This is a genomic window from Agromyces sp. CF514, from assembly GCF_900113185.1.
Lineage (GTDB): Bacteria > Actinomycetota > Actinomycetes > Actinomycetales > Microbacteriaceae > Agromyces.
This window is the reverse complement of record NZ_FOZD01000002.1, coordinates 1,042,705-1,060,760: the sequence shown is the minus strand read 5'-3', so window position 1 is coordinate 1,060,760 and position 18,056 is coordinate 1,042,705. Positions and strand designations below refer to the sequence as shown.

Annotated in this window: 17 protein-coding genes; 9 read left to right on the top strand and 8 right to left on the bottom strand. The window is 71.2% G+C overall.

Annotated elements, in window-relative coordinates:
• Positions 1-3 precede the first annotated feature (3 nt).
• From BM342_RS17605 to BM342_RS17595, 3 genes are all read left to right on the top strand, one after another.
• Positions 4-711 (top strand): ATP-grasp domain-containing protein, encoded by a 708-nt coding sequence (locus tag BM342_RS17605; RefSeq protein WP_092968416.1) that lies wholly within the window; start codon positions 4-6, stop codon positions 709-711.
• A gap of 94 nt (positions 712-805) precedes the next feature.
• Positions 806-1,474 (top strand): ArsR/SmtB family transcription factor, encoded by a 669-nt coding sequence (locus BM342_RS17600; protein ID WP_177232245.1) that lies wholly within the window; start codon positions 806-808, stop codon positions 1,472-1,474.
• A gap of 1 nt (position 1,475) precedes the next feature.
• Complete coding sequence (locus BM342_RS17595; RefSeq protein ID WP_092968414.1) at positions 1,476-1,688, top strand: hypothetical protein; 213 nt, start codon at positions 1,476-1,478, stop codon at positions 1,686-1,688.
• A gap of 181 nt (positions 1,689-1,869) precedes the next feature.
• Here BM342_RS17595 and BM342_RS17590 read toward each other — a convergent pair whose 3' ends face one another.
• The 3 genes from BM342_RS17590 to BM342_RS17580 all read right to left on the bottom strand — a co-directional run bounded on the left by BM342_RS17590 (position 1,870) and on the right by BM342_RS17580 (position 7,594).
• A complete protein-coding gene (locus tag BM342_RS17590; protein WP_177232244.1) occupies positions 1,870-2,775 on the bottom strand; it encodes an SGNH/GDSL hydrolase family protein in 906 nt (301 codons plus the stop codon).
• 154 nt (positions 2,776-2,929) lie between these two features.
• Positions 2,930-5,212, bottom strand: a complete 2,283-nt coding sequence (locus BM342_RS17585; protein WP_092968412.1) for a polyribonucleotide nucleotidyltransferase — start codon at positions 5,210-5,212, stop codon at positions 2,930-2,932.
• A gap of 246 nt (positions 5,213-5,458) precedes the next feature.
• Positions 5,459-7,594, bottom strand: a complete 2,136-nt coding sequence (locus BM342_RS17580) for a glycosyltransferase (RefSeq protein WP_218154957.1) — start codon at positions 7,592-7,594, stop codon at positions 5,459-5,461.
• 136 nt (positions 7,595-7,730) lie between these two features.
• Between BM342_RS17580 and BM342_RS17575 the strand changes: the two genes are divergently transcribed.
• The 5 genes from BM342_RS17575 (at position 7,731) to BM342_RS17555 (ending at position 12,167) form a co-directional block, all read left to right on the top strand.
• Positions 7,731-8,408: a TetR/AcrR family transcriptional regulator gene (locus BM342_RS17575; RefSeq protein WP_177232243.1), complete on the top strand. Its 678-nt coding sequence runs from the start codon at positions 7,731-7,733 to the stop codon at positions 8,406-8,408.
• Positions 8,405-9,343, top strand: a complete 939-nt coding sequence (locus tag BM342_RS17570) for an ABC transporter ATP-binding protein (protein ID WP_092968410.1) — start codon at positions 8,405-8,407, stop codon at positions 9,341-9,343. Before BM342_RS17575 ends, BM342_RS17570 begins: the two co-directional genes overlap by 4 nt.
• On the top strand, positions 9,340-11,004 hold the full coding sequence (locus tag BM342_RS17565; RefSeq protein ID WP_092968408.1) for an ABC transporter permease: 1,665 nt from the start codon (positions 9,340-9,342) through the stop codon (positions 11,002-11,004). Before BM342_RS17570 ends, BM342_RS17565 begins: the two co-directional genes overlap by 4 nt.
• Positions 11,005-11,045: 41 nt before the next feature.
• On the top strand, positions 11,046-11,234 hold the full coding sequence (locus tag BM342_RS17560; RefSeq protein ID WP_092968406.1) for a DUF5302 domain-containing protein: 189 nt from the start codon (positions 11,046-11,048) through the stop codon (positions 11,232-11,234).
• Positions 11,235-11,498: 264 nt separating this feature from the next.
• Positions 11,499-12,167 carry a DedA family protein gene (locus tag BM342_RS17555; protein WP_255368902.1) on the top strand — a complete coding sequence of 223 codons (669 nt, stop codon included), beginning with the start codon at positions 11,499-11,501 and terminating at the stop codon, positions 12,165-12,167.
• Here the strand turns inward: BM342_RS17555 and BM342_RS17550 are convergent.
• The 3 genes from BM342_RS17550 to BM342_RS17540 all read right to left on the bottom strand — a co-directional run bounded on the left by BM342_RS17550 (position 12,142) and on the right by BM342_RS17540 (position 15,826).
• Positions 12,142-12,783 carry an FMN reductase gene (locus BM342_RS17550; protein WP_092968400.1) on the bottom strand — a complete coding sequence of 214 codons (642 nt, stop codon included), beginning with the start codon at positions 12,781-12,783 and terminating at the stop codon, positions 12,142-12,144. The genes BM342_RS17555 and BM342_RS17550 overlap by 26 nt on opposite strands.
• A gap of 11 nt (positions 12,784-12,794) precedes the next feature.
• Positions 12,795-14,015 carry an LLM class flavin-dependent oxidoreductase gene (locus tag BM342_RS17545; RefSeq protein WP_092968398.1) on the bottom strand — a complete coding sequence of 407 codons (1,221 nt, stop codon included), beginning with the start codon at positions 14,013-14,015 and terminating at the stop codon, positions 12,795-12,797.
• A gap of 194 nt (positions 14,016-14,209) precedes the next feature.
• The gene (locus BM342_RS17540; RefSeq protein ID WP_218154956.1) at positions 14,210-15,826 is read right to left on the bottom strand and encodes a M28 family metallopeptidase; all 1,617 of its coding nucleotides are present in this window, start codon (positions 15,824-15,826) and stop codon (positions 14,210-14,212) included.
• A gap of 225 nt (positions 15,827-16,051) precedes the next feature.
• Between BM342_RS17540 and BM342_RS17535 the strand changes: the two genes are divergently transcribed.
• A complete protein-coding gene (locus BM342_RS17535; protein WP_092968395.1) occupies positions 16,052-16,447 on the top strand; it encodes a thioredoxin family protein in 396 nt (131 codons plus the stop codon).
• 25 nt (positions 16,448-16,472) lie between these two features.
• Here BM342_RS17535 and BM342_RS17530 read toward each other — a convergent pair whose 3' ends face one another.
• Both BM342_RS17530 and BM342_RS17525 read right to left on the bottom strand, forming a co-directional pair.
• Complete coding sequence (locus BM342_RS17530; RefSeq protein ID WP_092968394.1) at positions 16,473-17,090, bottom strand: hypothetical protein; 618 nt, start codon at positions 17,088-17,090, stop codon at positions 16,473-16,475.
• A gap of 62 nt (positions 17,091-17,152) precedes the next feature.
• Positions 17,153-18,055: an LLM class flavin-dependent oxidoreductase gene (locus BM342_RS17525; protein WP_092968393.1), complete on the bottom strand. Its 903-nt coding sequence runs from the start codon at positions 18,053-18,055 to the stop codon at positions 17,153-17,155.
• Position 18,056 lies beyond the last annotated feature (1 nt).

Sequence of the window (18,056 nt, the reverse complement as noted above, 5' to 3'; positions counted from 1 at the left end):
GCGGTGCTGCGCAGCACGTGGGACTACGTCGACCGGGCGGACCGCTTCGTCGAGGTCGTGACGCGCATCGATCGCTCCCCCTGCACGCTGCTCAATCCGCTCGACGCGGTGCGTTGGAACATCGACAAGCGATACCTCGACGACCTGGCGCTGTGGGGCGTGCCGGTCGTACCGGTCGTGCGGGGCCTGCCCGGCGAACCCGAGGCCATGGTCGCCGCGGTCGAGCGAGCGGAATGGGCCGAGCTCGTGCTGAAGCCCGCCGTCGGCGTCGGCGGCACCGGCGTGGTGCGAACCGAGGTCGGGGAGCTCGCCCGCCTCCTCGGGTCGCTGCCTCCGACGACCGAGGTGATGGTGCAGCCGTTCGCACCCGCGATCCTCGACGAGGGAGAGCTCTCGTTCGTGTTCCTCGGCGGAGCACCGAGCCACGTGCTGCGCAAGCGGCCGGCCGAGGGCGACTTCCGGGCGCACGGCATCTACGGCGGCTCGGTCGAGCGGACGGATGCTGCCGCCGAGGACCTCGCGCAGGTCACGGCGATGCTCGGCCGCCTGCCGTTCGACCTGGCCTATGCGCGGGTCGACGTCGTGCGCTTCGGCGGAAGCCTCGCCGTGCTGGAGCTCGAGCTCGTCGAGCCGATGCTCTACCTCGATCGCGCGCCGGGCAGCGCCGAACGACTGGCCGACGCGACCATCACGCGACTCGGCCGACGGTAGGCGGTACCGCGACCAGCACCCCCTCGCTTCAGTGCAAACAACACATTGCAAAGAAACCCTTGCAACATTCCTTTTGCAGAGGTATCTTTGCAACATGTCCACCGACGAACGAGCAGACCGCACCACCGACCTCAGCGCGCAGCCCAGCAGCTCGCGCCACCCCGGCATCGACCACGTGCTGCCCTCGGCGAGCCTCAAGTCGCTCGCACACCCGTTGCGCGTGCGCATCTACGACGAGCTCTCGTCATACGGCCCCATGACCGCGAGCGGGCTCGGCGAGCGGCTCGGCGAGTCGAGCGGCGCCACGAGCTACCACCTGCGGCAGCTCGAGCGCGCGGGCCTCGTGCGCGAGGACACCACCCGCGGCAAGGGCCGCGAACGCTGGTGGGAGCGTACTCCGGGCTCGATCGCTATCCCCGACGCACGGTCACTGCCCGCCGGCAGCGCCGAGCGCCTCGCCGTCAAGCTCGTCGAAGACGAGTGGTTCCGCTCGCGCGAGACGAACTTCCGGGAGTTCGTGCTCGAGGGCGACCAGGTCTTCGGCGACGAGTGGCTCGACATCGCCACGAGCGACACCATCAACCTGCGTCTCACGCCCGACCAGCTCGCCGCACTCGTCGCCGACATCGACGCCGTGCTCAAGCAGTACATCGATGCGCACAAGCGCACGCCGACGCCGGGCTCGCGACCGGTGCAGATCCACATCAACGCGTTCCCGCTCATGCGCGGCGAACCGACCGAAGACGACACGAAGGAGCCCTGAGATGACCGCCGCACTCCTCTCCCCCGGCTCGGGAGCCGTCGCCGCACTCGCCGTGCGCAGCGGCCTCGGCCTCGCCGAATGGGGCCTGCGCCGGGCCGCCCGGCGCAACGACCGAGACCGCGTCGCCGCGAAGGCCGAGGCCCGCGCGCTCGCCGCAGTCGCGCTCGCCGAGCGCGACTCGACGATCCGCAGCAGCGTGCAGTTCCTCTCCTGACGGCCGCCCGGCGCATCCGTCGGCGCGATCGCGCGGAACCGCCCCGGCAGCGCTCGCCGAGCGGACGCGAATGGTCGCTCTCCTGATCGGAGAGCGACCATTCGCGTCTGCGCAACACGGCTGCACGACGCGACGACGAGGCCGCGGCGAGGGCCGCGACGAGGCAGCGACGGCAGCCCCCTCAGCGGCTCAGCACGCGATCGTTCGCGAGCGCCCTCGCGTAGCCGAGCCCGTTGCCGAGCGCGTTCGGGTGGAAGTTCGCCGAGGCCAGCAGGTTCGCCGGATCGAACGCGATGTACGGCAGCTTCGAGCCGATGCCGTGACCCGCGAACTCCTGCGTCACGTCGACGAGCGTCACGCGCGGGTTCGCGGTGGCCGCGACGGCTCCCGCGATGACGGCGTTCAGCGCGTCGCTCGACTGGTTGACGAGGTCGCCGAGCGGTGCGACGCCGGGGTTGAACAACCGCGGGTAGTTCAGCACCACGACCTTCGCGTTCGGCAGCGTCGCCGCGATCGTCGAGTACAGGCCGACGAGCTGCGGTCCGAGTGCGGCCAGCTTGGCCGCACTCGTCGCGAGGGCGGTCCTGCACGGGTCGACGTTCGGATCCGGGTTGAGCGCGCACGCCGCGAGCACGTCGTTCGAGCCCGCGTCGATGCCACCGACCGTGAGCGTGACGAGCTTCGTGTCGCCGGCGACGCCGACGAGCTGCGCGGCCGTGGCGGCGACGGTCGCACCCGAGCAGGCCTTGTTCGCGGTGAGGCGGTACAGGCTGAAGACGGCGGCGATGGTCGGGTAGCTCGCGTATCGGCTCTGCTTGCACGTGTCGTCGCGATACGGCGGAGCACCCTGGCCCGCGGTGAACGAGTCGCCGAGCGCGACGTACCCGCGGGCTGCGGGCGGCGACCAGCCGGTCACGACACCCGTCGCAGCGCTCGAGGATGCCGCAGCAGACGAGGCTGCGGACGGCGCGGCTGCGGCCGGGGCGGCGGCCAGGCCCACGACGAGTGCCGTCGCGATGAGGGCGAGGGCGCCGAGGGCGCCGGATCGGGACGCCGAACGCCCCGAGAAGTGAGCATTGTTCAACATGGTGCGGAGGCTACGCCCCGCTCGAACGGGCGCCCATCCCCCAGTTCGCGTGGCGCGTTGCGCAAGGCGCGAGGCGCGAGGCGGCTTCGCCCGGACGACGGATGCCCCGCCCGAACAGGTCGGGCGGGGCATCGGTCTGCGTCAGAAGCGGTGACTACGCGTCGGCGCCCTCTGCGGGCTCCTCGGCGTGCGTGCCGGAGGTCTCGCGACCCTCGGTGTCGGCGTCCTCTGCCACGACCGGGGCGAGCGAGAGCTTGCCGCGGTCGTCGATCTTCGTGATCTCGACGAGGATCTTCTGGCCGACGCCGAGCACGTCTTCGACGTTCTCGACGCGCTTGCCGCCGGCGAGCTTGCGCACCTCGCTGATGTGCAGCAGGCCGTCCTTGCCGGGCAGCAGCGAGACGAACGCGCCGAAGGCGGCGATCTTCACGACGGTGCCGAGGAACTGCTCGCCGACCTCGGGGTTGGTCGGGTTGGCGATCGCGTTGACCTGGGCACGGGCGGCCTCGGCCGACGGGCCGTCGACGGCGCCGATGTACACGGTGCCGTCTTCCTCGATCGAGATGTCGGCGCCGGTCTCGTCCTGGATCGCGTTGATCGTCTTGCCCTTCGGGCCGATCAGCTCGCCGATCTTGTCGACGGGGATCTGCACCGAGATCACGCGGGGCGCGGTCGGAGCCATCTCGTCGGGGGCGTCGATGGCGGCGTTCAGCACGGCGAGGATCGTCGTGCGAGCCTCCTTGGCCTGCGTCAGCGCGCCGGCGAGCACCGAGGCGGGGATGCCGTCGAGCTTCGTGTCGAGCTGGATCGCGGTGACGAACTCCGACGTGCCGGCGACCTTGAAGTCCATGTCGCCGAGGGCGTCTTCGGCACCGAGGATGTCGGTGAGCGCCGCGTAGCGGGTCTCACCGTCGACGGTGTCGGAGATGAGGCCCATGGCGATGCCCGCGACGGGTGCGCGCAGCGGCACACCGGCGTTGAGCAGCGACAGCGTCGAGGCGCAGACCGAACCCATCGAGGTGGAGCCGTTGGAGCCGAGCGCCTCGGACACCTGACGGATCGCGTAGGGGAACTCCTCGCGCGTGGGCAGCACGGGCACGAGTGCGCGCTCGGCGAGTGCGCCGTGCCCGATCTCGCGACGCTTCGGCGACCCGACGCGGCCGGTCTCACCGGTCGAGTAGGGCGGGAAGTTGTAGTTGTGCATGTAGCGCTTCTTGGTGACCGGGCTCAGCGAGTCGATCGACTGCTCGAGCTTCAGCATGTTCAGCGTGGTGATGCCCAGGATCTGGGTCTCGCCGCGCTGGAAGATGGCCGAGCCGTGCACGCGGGGCACGACCTGCACCTCGGCGTCGAGCGGGCGGATGTCGGCGAGGCCGCGGCCGTCGATGCGGACGCCCTCTTCGAGCACGCGCGTGCGCATGACCTTCTTGGTGACCGACTTGTAGGCCGCGGAGACCTCGGCATTGGCCGACTCGGGCAGCTCGCCCGCTTCGACCTTGGCCGCGACGTGCTCCTTGACGCGCGACTTGAGCGCGTCGTCGGCGTCTTGACGCTCGACCTTGCCGGCGATCTTGTAGACGTCCTTGAGCTCGGTGCTCGCGAACGCCTCGACGGCCGCCTTGACCTCGGCCTGGTAGGGCGGGAAGGTCGGGTAGTCGGCGGTGGGCTTCGCTGCGGTCTTCGCGACCTGCTGCTGCGCCTCGACGAGCTGCTTGATGAAGGGCTTCGATGCCTCGATGCCCTGCGCGATGACCTCTTCGTTCGGCTTGACGGCGCCGGCCTGGATGAGGTTCCACGCGTTGTCGGTCGCCTCGGCCTCGATCATCATGATCGCGACATCCTGCGAGCCGTCGGCCTCGGTGATGACGCGACCGGCGACGACCATGCTGAAGACGGCGTCCTCGAGCTGGCTGTGCTTGGGGAACGCGACCCACTGGCCGTCGATGAGCGCGACGCGCACGCCGGCGACGGGGCCGGAGAACGGCAGGCCCGAGAGCTGCGTCGAGAGCGATGCGGCGTTGATGGCGAGCACGTCGTAGAGCTCGTCGGGCTCGATGGCGAGCACGGTCACGACGACCTGGACCTCGTTGCGGAGGCCCTCGACGAACGAGGGGCGGAGGGGGCGGTCGATGAGGCGGCAGGTGAGGATCGCCTCGGTCGAGGGGCGGCCCTCGCGACGGAAGAACGAGCCCGGGATGCGGCCCGCGGCGTACATGCGCTCTTCGACGTCGATGGTCAGGGGGAAGAAGTCGAAGTGATCCTTCGGCTGCTTCGAGACGGACGTCGCCGAGAGCAGCATGGTCTCTTCGTCGATGTAGGCGACGGCCGAGCCCTGCGCCTGCTGGGCGAGGCGGCCGGTCTCGAAGCGGATGGTGCGGGTGCCGAACTTGCCATTGTCGATGACGGCTTCGGCGAACGTGATTTCAGGACCTTCCAAGAGGTCTCTCTCCTTTGTTTTTCGTCGCACCCCGTATGGGCGCGACTCGTACGTCGGGAGCAGGAACAGGCAATACGAATCGCATCAGGACGATGCGTTCACGCTGGCCACCAGTAGAAGTCCACCACTCGATCGCTCGTCGATTGGTGATCCACCACAGGGGACCAGCTTCCTGCCGGCCTGCTCCGTCAGCCGCCGGTCGGCGCCGCGCACCTGCGCGGAGACCGTTCGGCAACCTGAACCAGCCTAGCAGAGGCCCGGTTTTTCACCCGTGAACAGCGGATGTCGCATCGGCGACGCCGAGCACGGGCGACAGTTCCGGGCGCTTCGCCTCGCGCCCGTCGCCCGCCGTGCGTCCGCGCAGCCGCCGTGCCACCCACGGAACGGCGTGCGCACGAGCCATTCCGCATCGCTCGCGTGGCGGTCGGCGACCGCACCCTCGGCGACCACGCCGTGGGCGTCGGCCTCGTGCGCGGCCTGCTCGAGTCCGGCGAGCGCCGCGGCATCCGGGACCCCGAGCTTCCGGGCGGCCTCGTAGGCGAGCGCGCGGTGCCCGGCGGAGTTCAGGTGCACGCGATCCTCGGCCCACATGCCCTTCACCGTGAGCGCGGGCAGCGCGGCCACGTCGAGCACGATCGCGCCGGTGTCATGGCCGATGCCGACGATGCGGTCGGCGAAGGCCGCGATCCGGCGCTCGTACAGGCGCGAGGCGGGCCGCTGCGGCATGAACGGGGTGACGAGCAGCACGTCGGCACCGGTGGCGCGCACCGCGGCGACCGAGGTCGCCAGCCGATCGGCGAGCGCGTGCACGTCGGGTCGGGGCCCGACGAGGTCGTTGCCGCCGATCAGCACGCTCACGAGGTCGGCTCCGAGCTCGATCGCGTGCGGCACCTGCGCCTCGACGACGTCGGCGACCTTGCGGCTGCGCACGGCGAGGTTCGCGTACGAGACGCGATCGCCGGTCGGGCTCGCGAGCGCGAGCAGCATCGCGAGGCGGTCGGCCCAGCCGCGGTACTCCCCCGCGGCCATGCGAGAGGTGTCGCAGAGCCCCTCGCTCAGCGAGTCGCCGACGGCGACGAACCGGGTCCAGCGCGGCGGTACGGGCGTTCGGTCCCGCATCGCCGGCACCGATGTGGGAGGGGCGGATGCCACGACGCGGCGCTCGCGGGTGACGGCCGGCGCGGTGCCGCGGGACGCGGGCGGGCGTGGCGCACGGGATGCGGCCGCATGTCCGGGCTCGGGGATCCGCCCGGCTGCTGCGGCCGCGCGCCCGTAGTGCCCGAGGAGCTCGTCGCAGAGCACGTCCCATCCCCGCCCGAGCACTGCGGCCCGCGCATTGGCGGCGAACGCGCGGCGCTTGGCGTCGTCGCCGACGAGGTCGCGCACGCGCTCGCGGAACTCCGCGAGGTCGCCGGGGCGGTAGACCCACCCGTCGACGCTGTTCGAGACGAGGTCGAGGGGGCCGCCGCGACCGGTCGCGACGACGGGCACCCCGCTCGCGAGCGCCTCCTGGATCGTCTGGCAGAACGTCTCGCTCTCGCCGGGGTGCACGAACACGTCGAAACCGGCGACTGCCTCGGCGAGCGCGTCGCCGCCGAGGAACCCGGTGAACACGGCGCTCGGCAGCATCCGTTCGAGCACGGGCCGCGATGGGCCGTCTCCGACGACGACCAGCCGGGTGCGCGGGAGGTCGGCGATCGCGCGCAGGTCCTCGACCTGCTTCTCGGGGGCGAGGCGGCCGACGTAGCCGACGACGATCTCGTCGCCCGCGGCGCCCGCCACGTCGCGTCGCCAGGTCGCGGTGCGCCGGGTCGGGGCGAACCGTTCGGTGTCGACGCCCCGCCGCCACAGCTCGATGCGGCCGGGATCGACGTCGAGCGCGGTGAGCCGGTCGACGGCCGAGGTGGACGGCGCGAGCGTGACCGTCGCGCGCTGGTGCAGCCTCGCCATGTGCCGCGCGAGCGCGGGTGCGGCGCCCGGTACTCCGTACCGCTCCGCGTACGCGGGGATGTCGGTCTGGTAGACGGCGACCGACGGGATGCCGAGCATCTCCGCGGCGAGCACGCCCCGCCAGCCGAGCACGAACGGCGAGGCGAGGTGCACGACGTCGGCCTCGTGCTCGCGCAGGAGTGCGGCGAGCCGGTGCGCGCCGGCGAGCGTGACGCGCACGTCGGGGTAGGTCGGCAGCGGGACCGAGGGCAGCAGCACGCTCCTGGCTCCGTGCAGGGAGTGCTCGAGCGAGGGGTCGGCGGTCCCGGACCGTGGAGCGATGACGAGGGCGTCGTGGCCGCGCCGCTCGAGGTGGCGGAGCACCTGGAGCAGGGAATGCGTCACGCCGTTCATGTGCGGGAGGAACGATTCTGCGAGGAGTGCGACCTTCACACGACCAGCGTGGGGCCTGATCGGGCGTGGTTTCGCACATCCGGGCCGTGGTCGGCGAAGGTTCACCTGCTGGTCGCCCGGGGTTGGCGATCCGTCCCACTGGACGTCGGCTATACACGCGTGTAGCATCCGATACATGCGTATAGCCGAGGCGGTTCCGAGCGACGAGACGGTCGCCGCGCCCGACCCGACCCCGAGCGACCTGACGACTCGCGCACGCCTGCGCGACGCCGCCGTCGAGTGCTTCGCGGCCGAGGGGTTCGGGGCATCCGTGCGCACGATCGCGGCCCGTGCCGGGGTCAGCGCCGGACTCATCCGCCACCACTTCGGCTCGAAGGACGCCCTGCGTGCGGAGTGCGACGAAGCCGTGCTCGAACGCCATCGCTCGCTCAAGACCGTCGGCCTCGAGTCCCCCGCCAACGCCATGGCCCAGCTCGCCGAGGCCGACGAGCACGGCGCCATGCTCGTCTACATCCTCCGCAGCGTGCAGGACGGCAGCGCGGCGGGCAGGGCGTTCATCGAGCACCTGATCGACGACGCCGTCGCCTACTCCGAGCGGGCGGTCGCCGACGGCATGCTCCGCCCGAGCCTCGACCCGGTCGGGCGCGCGCGACTGATGGTGACCCAATCGGTCGGCGGGCTCGTCGTGATGCTCTCGATGCATCCCGAGATCGAGCTCACCGACTTCAAGACCGTGCTCGCCAAGACCTTCGAGCAGATCGCCCTCCCGTCGATCGAGCTCTACACGTACGGCGTCTTCGCCGACGAGTCCTACCTCAACCAGTACCTGGACTACCTCAAGGAGTCGTCATGAACGCAGCATCCACCCCCGCCATCGAGGTCGAGGGCCTGGTCAAGCGCTTCGGCGCCGTGACCGCGCTCGACGGGCTCGACCTCCGCGTCGACCAGGGTCAGGTCATGGGCTTCCTCGGACCCAACGGCTCGGGCAAGTCGACGACCATCCGCATCCTCCTCGGCATCGCGAGAGCGGATGCCGGGGCCGCGCGACTGCTCGGCGGCGACCCGTGGCGCGAGGCGGTCGAGCTCCACCGTCGCATCGCCTACGTGCCAGGCGACGTGAACCTCTGGCCGAACCTCACGGGCGGGCAGGCGATCGACATCCTGTCGAAACTGCGCGGCGGGGTCGACCGCACGAGGCGCGACGAGCTCGTCGAGCGGTTCGACCTCGACCCGTCGAAGAAGGCCCGCGCGTACTCGAAGGGCAACCGGCAGAAGGTCGCGCTCGTCGCCGCGCTCGCCTCCGACGCCGAGCTGCTGATCCTCGACGAGCCCACGTCCGGCCTCGACCCGCTCATGGAGGGCGTGTTCACCGACGTCGTGCGGGGGCTCGCGCGCGAGGGCCGCAGCGTGCTGCTCTCGAGCCACATCTTCGCCGAAGTCGAGAAGCTGTGCGACCAGGTCACGATCATCCGCGCGGGCCGCACGGTCGAGTCGGGGTCGCTCGCCGACCTCCGCCACCTGCACCGCACGTCGGTGTCAGTGCTGCTGCCGCACGGCGCGGGCACCCTCGCGGAGCGCACCGACCTGCACGACCTCGTCGCCGACGGCGAGCGCGTGAGCTTCACGGTCGACGACGCCGACCTCGGCGGCGTGCTGGCCGACCTCGCCGGCCGTTCGCCGCGGTCGCTCGTGACGACGCCGCCGTCGCTCGAGGAGCTCTTCCTGCGCCACTACGGCGTCGAACTGCCCTCGGCCGAGACCGCCGACGAGTCGGTGAGCGCATCATGACCGCGCTCGCACCCGCACCCTCGCGGCCGTCGTCCTCGACCCCCGGGCACACGCCCCCGGTCGCGGCGTTCACCGCCTTCCCCGAGCTGTCGCGCTTCATCCTGCGCCGCAACTGGCTGCGCCTCGCCCTCTGGGTGATCGTGCTCGTCGGCATGGTCGCGATGGTCTACGAGTCCCAGCGCGTCGCGTTCCCCACGCAGGAGTCGCGCGACGCGTACGCGGCGGTCGCCAACACTCCGGCGGTGGCTGCGCTCACGGGACTCCCCTACGGCGCAGGCACGCTCGGCGGCATCCTGAACATCAAGATCTGGATGACGCTCGCGGTCTCGATCGGGTTCGCCTCGATCTTCCTCGTCACGCGCAACGGGCGCGCCGAAGAGGAGGCCGGGCGCACGGAGCTCATCCGCGCCGGGGCGGTCGGCCACCACGCCTACAGCCTCGCGAACCAGCTCGTCGTGGGCGGCCTCAGCGTCGCGATCGGCCTGCTCATCGGGCTCACGTGCATCGGCCTCGGCCTGCCCGCCGAGGGCTCGCTCGCGATGGGCGCCTCGATCGCCGGCGTCGGCATCGCGTTCCTCGGGATCGCGGCGCTCGCCGGGCAGCTCACCTCGACGAGCCGCGCGGCGAACTCGCTGGCCTCGATCGTGCTCGGCGCCTCGTACCTCGTGCGCGCGATCGCCGACGTGCAGGCCGAGGGCGACACCCCCAGCCCGCTGAGCTGGGCGTCGCCCATCGGCTGGGCGCAGAACATGCGCTCGTTCGGCGAGAACGTGTGGTGGCCGATGCTGCTGCTCGTCGGCCTCGGCGTCGGCGGATGCCTCGTGGCCGGCCTCATCGAGTCGCGCCGCGACGTCGGCGCGGGCGTGCTGCCCGACCGCCCGGGGCCGGCGCGCGCCTCCCGCTCGCTCGCCACGCCCCTCGGACTCGCCGTGCGCCTCGAGCGCGGGCCCATGATCGGGTGGCTGCTCGGCGGCCTCGTCGGCGGCCTGTTCTACGGCGGCGTCGCCTCGGCGATGTCCGACCTCCTCGACTCCGGCAACGCCTTCGCGAAGGCGTTCATGGGGCAGGCCGACTCGATGCTCGACGGCATCGTCGGTCTCTTCGTCATGGCCACGGTCATGGTCGCTGCGGCGTTCGCGGTGCAGAGCTCGTGCTCGGTGCGACTCGAAGAGGCGTCGGGACGGCTGGAGCCGCAGCTCGCGGGCGCGGTCTCGCGCACGCGTTGGGCGCTCACGCGCTTCCTGCTCGCCGCGGTCTGGGGCGTCGTGATCCTCGTGGCGTCGGGACTCGTGTTCGGGCTCGCGTTCGCCGCGACGCAGGGCGACCCCGACCAGGTGCTGCGCATCACGGCGGCGTCGACGGCCTACATCCCGAGCCTGCTGCTGCTCGTCGGCGTGACCGTGCTGCTCACCGGCTGGCTGCCGCACCAGGCGATCCTCATCACGTGGATCGTCTACGGCGCGAGCGTGGTCATCGCCATGTTCGGCCCGCTGTTCTCGCTGTCCGACGAGGTCATCGAGGCGACGCCCATCGCCGCGACGCCGCGCGTCCCCGGCGTCGAGCTCGACGCCATGCCGCTCGTCGTGCTGTCGCTCGTGGCGCTCGCGCTCTGGGCGCTCGGCCTCTGGCGATTCCGCTCCCGCGACCTCACGCTGGCGTGAGCCGGGCTGCCGACTCGACCGGGCGCACCTAGACTCGAAGCATGAGTAGCGACGACGACCAGGCGACCACGGGGCCCTCCGACGACGTCAAGCGCAAGTTCCGCGAGGCCCTCGAGCGCAAGAACAAGCAGCAGCACCGCGGCGAGGCGCACCTCGACGGCCGCAGCGCCGTCGACCACGCGCAGGGCAACGCCTCGACGAAGCAGGAGTTCCGCCGCAAGAGCGGCTGAGCGCGGCATCCGCTGCCGGGGTCTCCCGTCGACTCCGCCGCGTCGCGGCTCGGTGCGCGCCCTGGTGCCGGCGAAGCACCTGGTTCCGCGCTTCGAGACGAAGGCCCCGCCGCCGCCGGACAAGGTCTGGGACCTCGCGCCCGACTCGCTCATCGGCGAGTAGCGACCCGACGAACCCGGCGGTGCATCTGCGAACGGATGCCGCGGCGGGCCGCCCGCGGCATCCGGAACCTGCCGTTCACCTCCACCGGGTACAACCGACGCGTGGACCTCGACGCGATCAGCGCTTCGCCGTGGGTGCTGCCCGTGCTGTTCGCGTTCGTCGTGGGCGACGCCTTCCTCGTGGTGCTGCCGAGCGAGACGCTCGTCGTGGCGCTCGGCGCCCTCGCCGCGTCGACGGGATCGCCGTCGCTCTGGGCGGTGGTGCCGGTGGCGGCCGCCGGCGCCGTCGTCGGCGACCTGTGCTGCTACCTCATCGGGCGGCGGGTCGGGCTCGACCGCTGGTCGTGGCAGCGCCGCGGCCGCGTGCACCGGGCGCTCGAGCGAGCGCGCATCACGGTGCACCGTCGCACGGCCGTGCTCGTCTTCACGGCGAGGTACGTGCCGTTCGCGCGCATCGCGGTGAACCTCGCGGCCGGTGCGGGCGGGGTGCCGTTGCGACGGTACCTTCCGCTCTCGCTCGCGGCCGGGGTCGCATGGGCCTGCTACAACGTCGGCATCGGGGCGCTCATCGGCGCCGCGTTCGGCGATCAGCCGCTGGTGGCCACGCTCGTGTCGATCCCGGTGGCCATCGTGCTCGGGCTCTGCGTCGACCGGCTCATCGCCGCACTCGATGCGTTCGCCGCTCGCCGAGCGGGTGCGACGGAGGCCCCGACGCCGAGTGCGGCGCCGGGGCCTCCGGATCGGGTCACTCCCCCGAAAGACCGCCGATGAGGTGACCGGTCTGCCGGTCGAGCGCGAACGGGTCGTTCACGAGGCTCGACCGGTCGGTGCGCTCGACGAGGTCGGCGAACTCCTTCGCGCCGCGGAAGATGCGGTCGGGCAGGGAGCGCACGCCGTCGCCGCCGTCGCCCCAGTCGCTCGTCGCCGCGTAGACGCCCGTGGTCACGGGGACCGCGTGCAGGTACGTGAACAGCGGGCGCATCGCGTAGTCGATGGCGAGCGAGTGGCGAGGCGTGCCGCCGGTCGCGCCGAGCAGCACGGGCAGGTCGGTGAGTGCCTGGGTGTCGATCACGTCGATGAACGACTTGAACAGGCCCGCATAGCTCGTGGTGAAGATCGGCGAGACGGCGATGAGGCCGTCGGCCGAGGCGACCGCCTCGAGGGCCTCCTCGAGCTTCGGGGGTGCGAAGCCCAGCAGCAGGTTGTTCGTGATGTCGTGGGCGAGGTCACGCAGCTCGAACGTCTGCACCTCGACCGCGACGCCGCGCTCGGTCAGGATGCTCGCGGCGTCGGCGGCGAGCCGGTCGGCGAGCTGGCGGGTCGAGCTCGGGGTCGACAGGCCAGACGAGATGACGACGATGCGCTTGGCGGCGGTGGTGTCGGTCATGGTCGTGCTCCTTATCGCGTGGCGGCGGGGCCGAAGGCCGAGCCGGTCTTGACGGGTGCGGGTGCGGGCGTGGTGGCCTGGGCGTCCTGGTAGGGCGAGGGGCCGGCGAGGTTGTCGCCGCGGTTCGCGTTCGGCGTGGCCTGTCGGGGCGCCTGGTCGCCGTACTTGGCGGCGACGAGCGAGGCGTGGGTCGGGGCATCCGGCACCTCGGCGGGGCGGTTCTTCGCGAACTCGCGACGCAGCACGGGCACGACCTCTTCGCCGAGCAGGTCGAGCTGCTCGAGCACGGTCTTCAGCGGCAGTCCGGCGTGGTCGATGAGCCAGAGCTGGCGCTGGTAGTCGCCGACGTAGTCGCGGAACCCGAGCGTGCCATCGATGACCTCCTGCGGGCTGCCGACCGTGAGCGGGGTCTGCTGCGTGAAGTCCTCGAGGCTCGGGCCGTGCCCGTAGACGGGCGCGTTGTCGAAGTAGGGGCGGAAGTCGCGCACCGCGTCCTGCGAGTTCTTGCGCATGAAGACCTGGCCGCCGAGACCGACGATCGCCTGCGCGGCGGTGCCGTGGCCGTGGTGCTCGAAGCGCTGACGGTAGAGGGCGACCATGCGCTGCGTGTGCGACGCGGGCCAGAAGATGTGGTTGGCGAAGAAGCCGTCGCCGTACATCGCGGCCTGCTCGGCGACCTCGGGCGTGCGGATCGAGCCGTGCCAGACGAACGGGGCGACGCCGTCGAGGGGGCGGGGCGTCGACGTGAAGCCCTGCAGCGGCGTGCGGAACCGGCCCTGCCAGTCGACGACGTCTTCGTTCCAGAGGCGGTGCAGCAGCTCGACGTTCTCCATGGCGAGCGGCAGGCCCTGGCGGATGTCCTTGCCGAACCACGGGTAGACCGGGCCGGTGTTGCCTCGGCCGAGCATGATGTCGGCGCGGCCGCTCGAGACGTGCTGCAGCATCGCGAAGTCCTCCGCGATCTTCACGGGGTCGTTCGTCGTGATGAGCGTGGTCGACGTGGTCAGCTGCAGCTTCGAGGTCTGGCCGGCGATGTAGGCCAGCGTCGTCGTGGGCGAGCTCGACCAGAACGGCGGGTTGTGGTGCTCTCCGAGCGCGAAGACGTCGAGCCCGACCTCTTCCGCGTGCTTGGCGATCGTCAGCGTCGCCTGGATGCGCTCGGCCTCGGTCGGGGTGCGCCCGGTCGTCGGATCCTGGGTGATGTCGCTGACCGTGAAGATTCCGAATTGCATGGCGCCCCTCCTGGGTGTTCCGTCTGATCCTTCAACTATATGCATTTGCATACATCGGGTCCAACGGATGTCCCGGCCACACTATTCCCACCGCGTCGCGTCGATTCCGAGCGAGCCTCCGAATGCGGCCCTCGGGCCTCGAGCGCACGAAGCGGGGGTGCCCGAAGGCACCCCCGCTCGCACTCCCCGGACTGCTACGCCGCGTCGAGCGGACCGTGGGAATGCCCGTGGTCGGGCGCGAGCCCGCCACCGCCGCCGACGGTGCCCTCCGGGCCCGCAGGCTCGGGGAGCAGCTTGAACGGCAGCTTCTTGCCCTTGACGCCGTTGACGTCCTCGGTCGAGTACGCGTACGTCAGCACCGCCGTGGCGATGGCGCCCATGTTCACGTACAGGGCGTTCTTGTCGATGTTGTCGATCGTGTCGCACACGAGGTGGTAGCACTGGTCGAACTGCTCACCGGCCGTGCCGCCCCAGATCGCCGCCTGCTGCTCGGTCTTGACGACTTCGGCTCCCGTGAACAGGCCGCCCGCCGGGATGCCGTTCAGGATGAACGCCTCGTAGTCGCTGCGACCCGAGAACTCCGCGTCGTCGTACGGCTTGCCGATGAGCGTGAAGTAGCTCTCGAAGAGATCCTCGATGGCCACCGACCCCTCCGGCACCACGACCGGCGCCTCGTAGCCCGACTCGTCGCTGTCGTAGACCATGAAGATGGAGTTCGGCGACGCGATCATGTCGAAGTTGAGGTACAGGGCGATGTCGTCCTTCTCGGGCTGCGACAGGCCGTCGACGTAGGCCGCCGAGCCGAGCAGGCCGCTCTCCTCCGCACCCCACCACGCGAACCGCAGCGTGTTCTCGGGCTTCAGCTTGCCGAGCGCCTGGGCGATCTCGATCAACGCGGCGGAACCGCTGCCGTTGTCGTTGATGCCCGGACCCGCCTGCACCGAGTCGATGTGCGCACCGGCCATGACGACGTTGGAGTCGTTCTTGCCAGGCAGTTCCGCGATGACGTTGACCTGCGGCCGCTCCTCGGGAGCCGGCACGAAGATCGAAGCCGTCGAGCCCGCCTGCGCGAGGGCGACGCCCTGCTCGAAGCTCGCACCGACGACCGGGATGTCCAGCGGCTCGGTGTTCGCACCGAACAGCGTGCCCGTGATCAGGCCCGAGCGCTCGGGGGTGTTGCCCTGGTTGAAGATGATGACCGCCTCGGCGCCGGCATCCTGCGCGTTGCGCGCCTTGACGCCGAACTCGCACGTGCCGCGCTGGATCAGCGCGATGTCGTTCGGCCCGCTGAAGTCGAGCGCGGTGAAGTCGGCGGGCTCGCACCCGCTCGTGACCGGCTCGTACGGGGCGGTGAGCACCACGTCGACGGGCACGATCGTGCCGTCGATCGGGCCGTAGCCGGTGCCCGTGAACGAGCCCGTCTCGTAGTCGGCGGTGATCGGCGCGGTCTGCGCGAGCGTCGACGGCCCGATGAAGGTGAACGGGAACTCGTCGAGGGTGACGTTCCACCCGGCGTCCTCGAGGGTGTCGACCACGTAGTCGACACTCGCGTCGTAGCCGGGCAACCCGGCGGCGCGGTTGCCGCCGTTCGCGTCGGCGATCGACTGGAACTCCTCGAGGTGCTCCACCACCCCGTTCGCCGAGGCGCACTCGAGCAGCTTCGAGATCGTGTTGTTGTTGCGGTTGTCGCACTTGTTCGACGAGCCGCCGGCCAAGGCCGCACCGGCTGGAACGAGGGCGAGCGCCAGCGCCGAGGCGGCGCCGATCGCGAGCGTTCTGGCAGTTCTGGATCGTGGTGCAGATCGGTGCATCATGTTCCCTTCCGCACGGATGTCACCCGTTGACACCCGTTTGGGGGGCCAGCATAGGTCGGGCGCGACGGATCCCGGAACCCCCGAGGTGCGGCTGCGCACGAGAACGCGCTCTCAGCCGCGAGGACGCAGGATTCGTGCGCGAAAGGCCTGCGGTGGCGGCGTTCGCCGTCGCCGTGAGCGAACATCGGGCGTCCTCACATGGGTGGAACGTACGCTGGAGCAATGGCTACCGTTCCCCTGACGCTTGAGACCTTCGAGAAGACGATCCTCGAGGGCGGCACCGTGTTCGTCGACTTCTGGGCCGGCTGGTGCGGTCCGTGCCTGCAGTTCGCACCGAACTACGAGGCCGCATCCGAGGCGAACCCCGACCTCGTGTTCGCGAAGGTCGATACCGAAGACCAGCAGCAGCTCGCCGCGGCGATGAACATCACGTCGATCCCGACGATCATGGCCTTCAAGGACGGAATCGGCGTCTTCGCCCAGGCCGGCGCGCTGCCGCGGCCCGTCTTCGACGACCTCGTCTCGCAGGTCCGCGCGCTCGACATGGACCTCGTGCGCGAGCAGATCGCGGCCGAGTCCGCCGAGCAGCCCGAGGGCGCAGGCACGCCCGCCTCCTGAGCGAGCGGATGCCCCGTTCGGCCGTCTAGGCCCTCGACGACGCCAGTGCCTCCGCGAGTCCGCTCGCGTCGAGGTCGACCCCGAAGGGGCGGGCGTCGCCCGTGATGCGGGCCGGGACGCGCACGAACGCGCCGTCGAGCCGCAGGGCGTCGAGCCGGTCGAGCCAGGGCTCGGCCGAGGCATCCGACAGGAACCCCGCGTGACGCGGCCGATCGCCGCCCACGAGCTGCACGCCGACCCGGTATCGCTTCGAGAGCCAACGGCTCGCGCGCGGCACGAGCACGGCGTGCTGGTCTGCGCCGCCGTGGATGCGCGCGAGGTCGATCGCCGCCTGATGCCGGTGCACGTCGGCGACCGCGATCACCGATCGCACCTCGCGCGCCCGGCCGGGCGCGTCGATGATCTCCAGGCCGTCGAGCGTGGCCAGCTCGCCCCATCGATCGGGATTCGAGCGGTCGCGGCCCTGCTGCACGAACCCGACCGCGAGCCACGCGATCGCGGCGACGAGCAGCAGCGTGAACGGCCAGAACAGCCACGTCGGCGACGAGGGTCGCACGAGGCCGGTGAGGATCAGCAGCACGAGCACCACGAGATACGGGAGCGGCTCCCACGCGAACAGGGACTTCGAGCGGGGTGCGGGCATGCCTGCCAGCGTAGCGAAGCGAACCTGTGGCGCGGCTCCCAGCGGAGCAGCCGGCCGAGCCGTCAGCGGAGCGCGGGCAGACGAGACGCGACCTCGTCGAGCACCACTTCGCTGCCCGCGTAGATGCCGTCTGCGCGCGGCCAGTGCACGACGACGTCGGTGAAGCCGAGCGCGGCTGCACGGCCGACGGCGTCTTCGAAGGCGTCGACGCTCTCGAGGGCGTACCGCGCCGACGAGTCGAGCAGCAGCGTGCGCGACATGCCCGCGGCGTCGCGCCCGGCCGCCTCGCAGGCATCGTCGAGCCGCCGCGAGAGCTTCGCGGCGTAGGCCCACCACTCTTCGGTGTCGTCGATCGAGCCGGCCGTCGTGACCCAACCGTCGCCGAGGCGCACGGCGAGCGCCATGGCCCTGGGTCCGTCGGCGGCGATGAGCAGGGGCATGCGCGGGGCCTGCGCGGGCGCCCCGACCATGCGCGCGTTCACCGCCCGGTACCAGTCGCCGTCGAATGAGATGCCCTCGGCGTCGGATGCCGCGGCATCCGGATCCTCGAAGCGCAGCAGCACATCGAGGGCCTCGGTGAACTCGGCGAACCGCTCGAACCGCTCGACGGACGTCAGCTCGCGCTCGCCCAGCACGGTCGCGTCGAAGCCCGTACCGCCCGAGCCGACGCCCAGCAGCACGCGCCCGCCGGCGATCTGGTCGACGGTCGCGATGTCCTTCGCGAACGGCACCGGATGCCGGAAGTTCGGCGAGGCGACGAACGTGCCGAGCTCGATGCGCTCGGTGACCATCGCGGCCGCCGTGAGGGTGGGCACCGTCGCATGCCAGCGCTCACCGGCGAGCGAGCGCCACGAGAGGTGGTCGTACGTCCACGCGTGGTCGAAGCCGTACGCCTCGGCTCCACGCCACAGTCGGGCGGCCTCTGGCCAGTCGTATTGGGGCAGGATGCAGATGCCGAAGCGCATG